The organism is Stutzerimonas chloritidismutans AW-1, from assembly GCF_000495915.1.
GTDB lineage: Bacteria > Pseudomonadota > Gammaproteobacteria > Pseudomonadales > Pseudomonadaceae > Stutzerimonas > Stutzerimonas chloritidismutans.
On the sequence record NZ_AOFQ01000035.1, the window covers coordinates 25,666 to 35,424 of the forward strand.

9 protein-coding genes and 2 pseudogenes are annotated in these 9,759 nt (G+C 55.2%); 8 read left to right on the forward strand and 3 right to left on the reverse strand.

Annotation, left to right across the window (positions count from 1 at the left end; genetic code table 11):
- Positions 1 to 116 precede the first annotated feature (116 nt).
- Positions 117 to 590, reverse strand: a pseudogene (locus tag F753_RS0124970) (IS5 family transposase); the annotation flags it as partial.
- A 225-nt stretch (positions 591 to 815) separates the two neighbouring features.
- Complete coding sequence (locus F753_RS49560) at positions 816 to 1,568, reverse strand: hypothetical protein (protein ID WP_125863957.1); 753 nt, start codon at positions 1,566 to 1,568, stop codon at positions 816 to 818.
- A 160-nt stretch (positions 1,569 to 1,728) separates the two neighbouring features.
- On the opposite strand from F753_RS49560, the gene F753_RS49565 reads away from it, so the two are divergent.
- The 3 genes from F753_RS49565 (at position 1,729) to F753_RS37315 (ending at position 4,627) form a co-directional block, all read left to right on the forward strand.
- On the forward strand, positions 1,729 to 3,030 hold the full coding sequence (locus F753_RS49565) for a helix-turn-helix domain-containing protein (RefSeq protein WP_125863956.1): 1,302 nt from the start codon (positions 1,729 to 1,731) through the stop codon (positions 3,028 to 3,030).
- A gap of 59 nt (positions 3,031 to 3,089) precedes the next feature.
- Complete coding sequence (locus F753_RS37310) at positions 3,090 to 3,320, forward strand: helix-turn-helix transcriptional regulator (protein ID WP_023445502.1); 231 nt, start codon at positions 3,090 to 3,092, stop codon at positions 3,318 to 3,320.
- A 335-nt stretch (positions 3,321 to 3,655) separates the two neighbouring features.
- Positions 3,656 to 4,627 carry an inovirus-type Gp2 protein gene (locus tag F753_RS37315; protein ID WP_023445503.1) on the forward strand — a complete coding sequence of 324 codons (972 nt, stop codon included), beginning with the start codon at positions 3,656 to 3,658 and terminating at the stop codon, positions 4,625 to 4,627.
- Between the two features lie 13 nt (positions 4,628 to 4,640).
- Here the strand turns inward: F753_RS37315 and F753_RS37320 are convergent.
- Positions 4,641 to 5,678, reverse strand: a pseudogene (locus F753_RS37320) (DUF4113 domain-containing protein); the annotation flags it as partial.
- A gap of 506 nt (positions 5,679 to 6,184) precedes the next feature.
- On the opposite strand from F753_RS37320, the gene F753_RS49120 reads away from it, so the two are divergent.
- The 5 genes from F753_RS49120 to tnpC all read left to right on the forward strand — a co-directional run.
- Positions 6,185 to 6,547, forward strand: a complete 363-nt coding sequence (locus tag F753_RS49120; RefSeq protein WP_071534424.1) for a cupin domain-containing protein — start codon at positions 6,185 to 6,187, stop codon at positions 6,545 to 6,547.
- A gap of 83 nt (positions 6,548 to 6,630) precedes the next feature.
- The gene (locus F753_RS0124975) at positions 6,631 to 7,134 is read left to right on the forward strand and encodes a chlorite dismutase family protein (protein ID WP_011914408.1); all 504 of its coding nucleotides are present in this window, start codon (positions 6,631 to 6,633) and stop codon (positions 7,132 to 7,134) included.
- A 467-nt stretch (positions 7,135 to 7,601) separates the two neighbouring features.
- Entirely contained in the window at positions 7,602 to 7,937 is a 336-nt protein-coding gene (gene tnpA / locus F753_RS37325; protein ID WP_023443793.1) for an IS66-like element accessory protein TnpA, read from the forward strand.
- Positions 7,934 to 8,269 (forward strand): IS66 family insertion sequence element accessory protein TnpB, encoded by a 336-nt coding sequence (gene tnpB / locus F753_RS37330; protein ID WP_023443792.1) that lies wholly within the window; start codon positions 7,934 to 7,936, stop codon positions 8,267 to 8,269. The genes tnpA and tnpB overlap by 4 nt, the downstream gene beginning before the upstream one ends.
- Before the next feature lie 88 nt (positions 8,270 to 8,357).
- Positions 8,358 to 9,759 (forward strand): IS66 family transposase (gene tnpC, locus F753_RS37335; protein WP_023445506.1); only part of this gene is annotated, 1,402 nt, incomplete at its 3' end.

A 9,759-nucleotide genomic window follows, 5' to 3' on the forward strand; every position in this document is an offset into this window, starting at 1 on the left:
CGCATTTACTAATGTAGTTGGTGTAGGAAGGGTATGGCTACGATACAAGAGCAGTCGCCAGGGCAGTCGCATGAACGTTTTTTAACGTTAACACCAAGAAAAGCTGGTGATATTGATCGCTTGCCATCCTTGTTGTTGGTCGAACTCGGCGCGTGAATCAGCGTGGCATCGATAATGGTGCCTTGGCGCAGCGACAGGCCACGGTCGCCCAGGTAACCATTGATCACCGCCAGAATCCCAGCCGCTAACTCGTGCTTCTCCAGCAAACGACGGAAATTGAGGATGGTGGTTTCGTCGGGAATACGCTCCAGGTTCAGCCCGGCAAACTGGCGCAGGATCGTGGTCTCGTACAGCGCCTCTTCCATCGCCGGATCGCTGTAGCCGAACCAGTTCTGCATCAGATGTACACGCAGCATCGCCATCAGCGGATACGCCGGACGGCCGCCTTCACCCTTGGGGTAGTGCGGCTCGATCAGGGCAACCAAACCCGTCCACGGCACCAGTTGATCCATCTCGATCAGGAACAACTCCTTACGGGTCTGCTTGCGCTTACCGGCGTACTCGGCGTCGGCAAAGGTCATCTGCTTCATCGGGAAGTTAGGGCGGCTGAGGTCGGGCTATTTGCGAATCAGGAAGTCTTTTTCAGAGTTTCCTTAACTTGCTGCGTATATGAAGATGCCCAGCCTGCGAGATGCTTCAATTCCTTGGAAGAGTTTCACTCGGTTAATTCAACTGCCCAAGAATATTAGTCATCGACTACAAGCCGGACGTAGTTCACGATTCAGGTAGGTGAGCAGTTAAAACCGCCTCTGTTGTTATTCGCCGATGTTAGAGGGAACCTCAAGAGGGCCGGATATATTCATATCCTCTACTGCAGCTATTTTCTCCAGCATCCCAATTGGAGCGAAGTACGTTTTCCTGTTTCTATTAGTTCTATTTATATTTTCAGCGAGGTTGTTGTTAAGCTTGCAAAGTTTTTTCTGTGATCTGACAAGATCATCATTCAAGGTGGAAAGGGTATCCGTGTCTTTCGTGTCATTAGTTGAACTGATTTTATTTTCTGGGAGTTTCGGTGAAGAACGTTCTAGTGGGGGCTCTTTTTTATAATTTTCTTTGTGGCTCTTCGCTGTATCACTACGGTTACCCATTGGGATTTTTGCTGGCCGTGCGCGTGGCTGCTTTGCTTGCTTTCTTATATGGGCCTGGTATGCCTTTTCTATCAGGTTTTCTACTAGTGCTGTTGCGCTTATATTTAGGTCGCTGGCCATTTTTTTTAGGTTGTTTTTAGTTTCTCTGTTTAGTGTGAATGCACAGACTAAATGACCTTCCTGCTTTTTCTTGCTCCTGCTCCTTTGCTGCCGCCAAGCATCTTTCATATCTTTCAGCAGTTCTCGCGCGCCAGCGCTTCGCTCAATTTCTGTGCCTACATGTAGCATTTGTTCATGTGAAGGAGGCTCGTCTGGACGAATTTTTTGTTGGAAATAAAAAAGTTGCTGATAGCCCCTCGCCCACAAAAAATCTATTGCCCATTTGCGTTGATTTATATCCTCTGGATTAAGCCACTCCAAGCCAATTGCTCTTTTTCGTCCCAAGAGTTTGCACCCGTTTTTTGGAGGGATTTCATCCTAGCGTCCACAGCAGGTCGCGGCAACACGTTTTCAATAACGTTATTGCATAACGGTAATGTTTCGGATAGGGTGTCATCACGATACAAAATCGGTGTTAAGCATGTCTTTCCTGCGTTTACTTCGGGTCGCTTGCGAGAGGCTTTCGCCTGAAGAGCGGCTGGTTCTGGCCTCGTTCGCAATGCATTTTGAGGGCTGTGGTCCCGTGCAGATGACCCAGCGAGAGTTGTCCGGGCGCTTAGGGATTTCTATGCGTGTCGTTGCGCGGGCAGTTTCGAGGTTGTCGGCTGAGGCACATCTTGTTGTTGATAAGGTGTCTGTGGGTAGAGGTCGCCCTTCAAGCACGTATGAGTTATCAGCGATGATGCAGGCTCGCTTGAATGATGGGCGTGGAGAAAGTTATCCACTAGTTTGTGAGCAGGCTATTAAAAATCTCCTCTCTGCCAAGAATGAGCAAAGCGGTAAGGGCTACGGTGGTACTGCTCCGGGAAAAAGTGTTGGCTTCAAGAAACCCCCAAGCAGAAGTGATATCGATCAGCCTAGTGCTAGCGCTAGATGGCTTCTGGCTGTGCTGTTCAGTTATTCGGATGAGCTTGGTGTCGTGCGTGGCACAACGACGTCCGAGCTTCGGCGAGCAACCGGAATGGGCAGGGTGAAACTTAAATCGCAGTTGCAAGGTCTTGTGGATAGGGGTGTGATAAGAAATTGCATTCCGGGAGCATCGAACACGTTATTTGTTGGAACCAAGGTCAGTACGACCTACTTTCTTAACTTGAATCACCCGTTCCTTGGGCTCGATAGAGATGCTAGTGCGATTTTGGCACTCAAGGAGGGCGGTTGCGATCGTCGCGACCTTGTGTGTGTAACTGCCCCACCTATCGTGGAGCGATTTCTTCGCGGGATCGAGGGTCAAGCCTTCGAAGTTTTCTGCTTGCGGGTGGACGAATACGCATCATTTTTGCTAACCAATCACTGGGCGGAGCTTTCAAATCCAAGGTGTCCTGAATTAACTAAACTGGTAGAGGGTATGGTCTCGGCTGATTTTCAGAGGCCTGATGGAAACGCAGCCGATGGAGCGGGTGTAGATGAGGCCACTTGGGCAATGGTGGTTGAGCATATTGGTTGGTTGGCGCTATATCGCGCAGGATGGATCCGAGAACTAGTTATACGCATGCCTTCGGGTGGGGTTGATAAGACGCGCATTCAGATTAGTCCTGCTCCGAAGATGGATGATGAAATTCAGGTTACTGTGCTTCTAATGGAGCGCTCCCCTGTACCCCAAGTCAATTGCTTGCTTTTCAACTTTTTCCCTCCCCCTTGTGTTTGTAGTTTGTATGGAGAAGAGGCTGAAATTCCTGTTGATGAGCGATATGACTTTGGCTTGCTGACTCGGCCAAAGGGTTAGGTTCAAGTCATTTTTTACACCCACTGCACATCCTCTGAGCCATACAGAGGAGCACGCTCATGCGAATCATCCGTCTGAAAGAAGTCATCGACACAACTGGTTTGTCTCGGTCAACCCTGTACAAGTACATCGGGGAAGCCCGGTTTCCGTCGCCGGTCTCGTTAGGCGATAGGTCGGTCGGATTTGTCGAAAGCGAGGTGCACGATTGGATCTTGGCAAGAATTGAGGAGCGGGATCTGGCTGAAGGCGCACCCACGCGTTCAACCGGCCGTCTGTGCGTGGCCTGCTAGGGAAAACTAACCATTACGCCATGACCAGCCGTGGCTGGTCATGGCGTTTATGCCGCAGCTCAGTGTACTGCGCTCCCAGCTAACTCTCTCAAAATGCAATGTGAAAAATCCCCCGGCAGGCTTGGCAATGTTGCTCCCCATTGCCCCGCCTAGCCGGGATGCTTGGTGGTTGGCAGTACTGCATCTATTAATATAGCTATTAACTATCTACTCTTATCAATCAATAGCAACCATCACTCCCTATCACCACTGACTACACCAGAGGGAAAGAAGACCAGTAAAAAGAAACAGACCACGTACCTGGTATGCACCAACAACCAACCAGGTACTCAGCCATGAACAACCGCAAGCTAACCACCCACCTCTCCCAGTCCGACATAGCCCTGAAGATCGAATCACTCGTCCAAGCTATCGAACACAGCGATACACCCGCATTCCGGATCACGCATAAACGCTCAGGCTATGAGCAGGTCGAAAAGACCAGGCTCTCCCAGCACTTCACCCACGTGCAGCAGATGTGCAATCTGTTCGATGATCGAGTGCCGTACGACTACAGTGAGCACCTGCAAGCGTTCCGGGAAGCCTGTGATGACATCAGCCTTCAGCGCTCACCCAATGGCCCTGTCTGCATGAGTGAGACGGGTACCTACTGGCTAAGTCATCAGCAGAGCATGAACGTCCTCACCGAACGTATACGTGAGCTGACACGAGAGCAGTGGTATCGGCGTAGAAAGTGGGACCGACAGGAGTTGGCCAAGCAGCAGGATAGGGACATCACCGAGTACACGGATGCGATGATGAGCCGATACTCGCGTACGACGATCATCAGGTTGAACCTGTACTACTGGTCTGAGGCCCAAGCCAGGCTGCGTATCGAGCAAGTGTTCGATCACTTGGATGCCCTGATTACCAAGCACCACCGCCATCCGATCTTCAAGCACCTGATTGGCTACACGTACTCAGTGGAGCAGGGGGATCGCAATGACGGGAGGGGCTACCACATCCATGCGGCCTACTTCTTCAATGGCAACCAGGTGTGCCGGGATGTCTGGAAGGCGATTGAGATCAGTGAGCTATGGGAGGAGGTCACGCGTGGTCAGGGCTATGCCCACAGTTGCAATCACGACAAGGATCAGTACGGCGACAAGCTAGGCATTGGCCAGATCCACAGGGACGATCAGTCGAGACGGCCCCATACGCACTACGCCATGAAATACCTAGTCAAGGACGATCAGCACCTGCGCTTGAAGCCTGCAGGGGCGCGCTGTCTGCGTAAGGGAACTCTGAACCGTGCTCGTCGCGGATAAGTGAATGCGAAGGCTACTTGGCTTTTGCGACCATTAACTCAGACCAGCGAGTGGTATAGGCGGGGGAAAGCAACTCTCTGCGCATTGCCCACTCGACTGGCTTGGCTATGCGTCCTGGCTGCAGTGTGCCGCGTCCCCAGCGATTGTTGATCGCGTCCAGAGTGCTCATCAGTCGCTCGGTTTTCACGGGCTGCTCGGGGGCGAACAGATCCGGGGTGTACTCATTCTTGCGACACAGATCCAACAGCATCACCTGAGCCTTGGCGTAGCTGAATCCCTCTCTGTAGACCTGCTGCAATCCAGCCTGGACGGCCTTGATGATCAGCCTGCTGTCATCGGTTGGATAGGGCAGTTGGCATAGGACGCCATTGGCATATTTCGCTTCAGCTGGATTGAACATCCCGGTGCGCAGACTGACCCGCACCTGTCTGCAGAACGACTCCTGCTTGCGGAGCTTTTCAGCAGCGCGCGTCGCATAGCTGGTGACGGCCTCTTGGATAGGCGCTAACTCTCGCAGGCGCTTGCCGAATGAGCGGCTACTGCAGATCTCTTGCTTGGGTTCGATTTCGTTCTCGATCTCCAGGCACGCCACACCGCGCAGTTCGCGCACAGTTTTCTCGACCACGACATTGAATCGCTTGCGCAGTGTCCAGGCATCCATCTGTGCCAAGTCCCAAGCGGTTTTGATTTGCATGCCTTCCAGATGCGCACGCATGCGGGGGCCGACGCCCCAGACTTCTTCTACGGGCATGGCCTTGAGCAGCTTGTCACGACGCACGGGGTCACGAATATCTACGACGCCTCCGGTCTGCTTCTGCCAGCGCTTGGCGGCGTTATTGGCGAGCTTGGCCAGTGTCTTGGTTGTGGCGATACCAATTCCAACGGGTATGCCGGTCTTCTGCCTGATCTCTGCTTGTACCTGACGGCCTATCGACTCCAGCGGTTCGGGTAGACCGGTCATATCGGCAAAGGCCTCGTCGATGCTGTAGACCTCGATGCTTGGAAAGCAGCCCTCCAGGATCGTCATCACGCGCTCGCTCATGTCGCCATTTATGTGTAATAGAAAGTCAATAAGAACCGGGCCATGCTCGCCCTTGGAGCTTCTCATACCCAACCGGTATGGCTGTAGCTTCTGAGGAGATCGCCGTCGCTCACCGGATCATCCGGTCATCCTGTTAGTAACCGGTCAAAGCTGATCTGTTACATCGAAGGCGGACACCTGTCCATCGACAACACCCCTGCCGAGCGGTGAACCGCCCTCCCATGTACATATGACCAAAACGTCGCCGTTATCCTACCGTTCTGTCATGCCTACCCACGACGGAGTATTGACGGTCTCCGTCCTATAACATAGCTTTTCCGAAAGGCGCTCAAGTACATATCGTCATGTGCATACGAGCCTCGTGTCGTTAAAAGAAATGGTTGGTGCCGCATGAAAGTGCTCTTCATGATGCCGTTCGGCGTGTCGAGCTTCTCCGCCCCCATCAAGATCAAGGCTTCGTCTTGGTGTTAGTGCCAGATGCACGTCACCTTGCGGTGCAGGAATGGAGTGTGAACATGAAAGCAGAAACGGAATCGCGGATTTTTTCGGTGGACGAATATGTCCGTCCGTCTAACGGCGAACCGATCCGTTCAGTTGTTCTGGAGACCAACGATTCTGTCGTTGTAGTTTGGCACGCCTACCCTAGGCAGGAAATAGCTGCCCATGTCCATCCTCACGGCCAAGATACTTGGACGGTTATCTCAGGTGAGGCCAAGTATTATCAAGGCAACGGCGTAGAAATTCATCTTAAAGCTGGAGATATTGCCATTGCAAAACCTGGGCAAGTACATGGTGCCGTGAACTCTGGTCCAGGACCTTTCATATTTGTCTCCGTGGTTGCGCCGGGCAGTGCAGGTTTTGCGTTATCTGAGAAATAGGCGAAAGGCCTGAGAGGAACCTGATGAATACACGAGTATTTACGTTCGCTGGTGGAGAAACGGGGGTTTGGCGCGTTGTTGCGATGAATGCCGTGGCAGGAGCCCCTCTCCCTGGAATCCCACGGCTCAACGTAGCCGCTGGCTCTGTTTCGCCGCAGCCTCCGGGCACCAAATGGCTCCTTCGCGGGATAACGAGTAACGAGCGCTATGTCGTGCGTGAAGAGAAGGATCGTCTCGTGGCGAAGCAGCCAAGCTTGGGTCGAGCAGAGGCTACCTGCGCCGCCCTGATCCCTATCCGGAAAAACCCCTCATGGTGGGGACTGTCTCAAGACGAACGCCGGAAGATTTTTGAGGAACAGTCCCGTCACATTCACATCGGGCTCCAATATCTCCCTGCTGTGGCCCGCCGCCTCCACCATTGTCGGGACCTGGGCGAGAACGAACCCTTCGACTTCTTGACTTGGTTCGAATATTCCCCGTCTGATGAGACGGCCTTTAACAGGCTTCTGGCCGAACTCCGAGCCTCGGTGGAGTGGCAGTATGTCGACAGAGAAATCGACATCCGGCTAGTGCATGAGCCGGCCTAGCATCAGGTTTAACTTCGATCTACGTGCGGCACACTCCTGCGACACCCGCAGCCCAGCAAAACCCCGAAAAATCTAGTGTGTCGCATAACTTAGGAGTAACGCGACAGGTATGTCTAGCGAGCCACTAGTCGCTTAAGAACTTTTCTACTTATAGCCTCCTCTTTCTCTCATCGATCTCCTCGGCATCCTGCCGTCTAGAGCCGGCACATTGTCCAGCTTTCGAATGAGGCTCTCCAGCTTTTCCAAGTCGCCCTCGGCAATGGCTCGCTCGTCGGGAGTTAAAGGCACGGCCTCCAAGTACCGTCCGATAGACGATTTGCTTTCCAATGCTTGGGCCCTTGCGCTGGCTTTCGGCAAGTTGAAGTGTAACCGTCCGCCGAACCCATCTCCCCGCTTCTTCCCGATAACGGCATGGTGTCCACCTATTTTTGGTGGACACCATTTCAAGCCACTTTCTGGAGGGTTTCGTGTCTCGACAGCGCCGTACATTCCCCAAGGCTTTCAAGGCCCAAGTCATCGAAGAGTGCGCCCAGTCCGGGGCTTCCGTCGCCGGCGTGGCGCTCAGTCACGGGCTCAATGCCAACCTGGTGCATAAATGGATTCGCAAGCAGCGCGAGCCGCTACCGGTCGTGTCTGCACGCTTTGTCCCGGTGCCGCTCGGCTTTCTGCCTGCCGGGCGTACCGGCTCCGAGGAGCTGACGATACGAATCGAAATTCCCTACCACGCCGGCAGTCTGTCGGTGCACTGGCCGGTGGAGGACGGCGAGGGCTGTGCACGTTTGCTTCGCGGGCTGCTCGCATGATCCGCATCGAACGCATCTGGCTGGCCACCGAGCCACTGGACATGCGCGCCGGCACTGAAACAGCCCTGGCGCGGGTTGTTCAGGTGTTCGGTGCGGCGCAGCCGCACACGGCTTACCTGTTCACCAACAAGCGCGCTAACCGGATGAAAGTGCTGGTGCACGACGGCTTCGGTGTCTGGCTCGCGGCCCGCCGCCTTAACGAGGGCGGCTTCGTTTGGCCCGGTCGCGAGCAGGGCACGCAGCGCGAGCTGAACCCCGAGCAGTTGCAAGCGCTGGTGGTCGGCCTGCCTTGGAAACGGCTGGGGCAGGACGCCGCGATCAGCCTGCTGTAACACCCGCATCGGCTATCAACCATCGCTGCGCGGCAATTCACCGAACGCCTTATCGTCAGGTAAGGACGGGGCCGTCACAATCGGCCACATGCCCTCGACGACCTTCGACCATCTGACCCCCGAGCAACTGCGCGAACTGGCCGCGCAGTTGGCCGAGCGTGTCGTCCACCTTGATCAGCAGGTATCCGGTCTCAGCCAGCAGGTTCACTTCCACAAGACCCGCAACGAGCAGTTGGCCCACGAGATCGCGATCCTCAAGCGTCACAAGTTCGCCAAGCGAAGTGAGCAACTGAGCCCCGATCAGATCAGCCTGCTTGATGAACTGCTCGACACCGATATCGCCGCTATCGAGGCAGAACTGAAAGCCGTAAATCCCCCAGCGGCCCAGGGCGAACCCCGCCAGCAGCCCAAGCGTGCGCCGCTACCGGCCCAGTTTCCGCGCACCCTGATCCATCACGAGCCGGACAACACCCAGTGTGCCTGCGGCTGCCAGCTCAAGCGGATCGGCGAGGACGTCAGCGAAAAGCTCGACTACACGCCGGGCACCTTCACGGTGGAACGGCACATCCGTGGCAAGTGGGTCTGCGACCAGTGTGAGACGCTGATCCAGGCACCGGTGCCAGCTCAGGTGATCGACAAGGGCATCCCCACTGCCGGCCTGCTGGCTCATGTCATGGTGGCCAAATACGCCGACCATCTGCCGCTGTACCGGCAAGAGAAGATCTTTGGCCGTGCGGGTCTACCTATCGCGCGCTCGACATTGGCACAGTGGGTCGGACAAACCGGCGTGCAGCTCCAGCCGCTGGTCGACGCCTTGCGCGAAGCGGTACTGGCGCAAGGTGTGATTCACGCCGACGAAACCCCGGTGCAGATGCTGGCCCCAGGCGAGAAGAAAACCCATCGGGCTTACGTTTGGGCTTACTGCACCACGCCCTTCGCCGACCTGAAGGCGGTGGTCTACGACTTCAGCCCGAGCCGCGCTGGCGAACACGCACGTAACTTCCTCGGCTCCTGGGGCGGCAAGCTGGTCTGTGATGATTTTGCGGGCTACAAGGCCAGCTTCGAGCAAGGCATCACCGAAATCGGCTGCATGGCCCACGCCCGGCGCAAGTTCTTCGACCTGCACGTAGCTAACAAAAGCCAGTTGGCCGAGCAGGCGCTGCACTCGATCGCCGGCCTCTATGAAATCGAACGGCAGGCGCGTGACTTGAGTGCTGAGGATCGGTGGCGGATACGGCAGGGAAAAACCTCGCCGATCCTCAACGCGCTGCATAAATGGATGCTGGCCCAGCGCGACCTGGTGCCTGATGGATCAGCGACCGCCAAGGCACTCGACTACAGCCTTAAACGCTGGAAAGCGCTGACGCGCTACCTGGATGACGGCGCCGTGCCCATCGACAACAATCGGGTCGAGAACCAGATCCGGCCTTGGGCGCTTGGACGCTCGAACTGGCTGTTTGCCGGCTCGCTACGCAGCGGCAAACGGGCGG

Bases quoted from the DNA above. Each gene is read 5' to 3' on its own strand.
- F753_RS49565 (WP_125863956.1), top strand. From the start codon at position 1,729: ATGTCTTTCCTGCGTTTACTTCGGGTCGCTTGCGAGAGGCTTTCGCCT.
- F753_RS37310 (WP_023445502.1), top strand. From the start codon at position 3,090: ATGCGAATCATCCGTCTGAAAGAAGTCATCGACACAACTGGTTTGTCT.
- F753_RS37315 (WP_023445503.1), top strand. From the start codon at position 3,656: ATGAACAACCGCAAGCTAACCACCCACCTCTCCCAGTCCGACATAGCC.
- F753_RS49120 (WP_071534424.1), top strand. From the start codon at position 6,185: ATGAAAGCAGAAACGGAATCGCGGATTTTTTCGGTGGACGAATATGTC.
- F753_RS0124975 (WP_011914408.1), top strand. From the start codon at position 6,631: ATGAATGCCGTGGCAGGAGCCCCTCTCCCTGGAATCCCACGGCTCAAC.
- tnpB (WP_023443792.1), top strand. From the start codon at position 7,934: ATGATCCGCATCGAACGCATCTGGCTGGCCACCGAGCCACTGGACATG.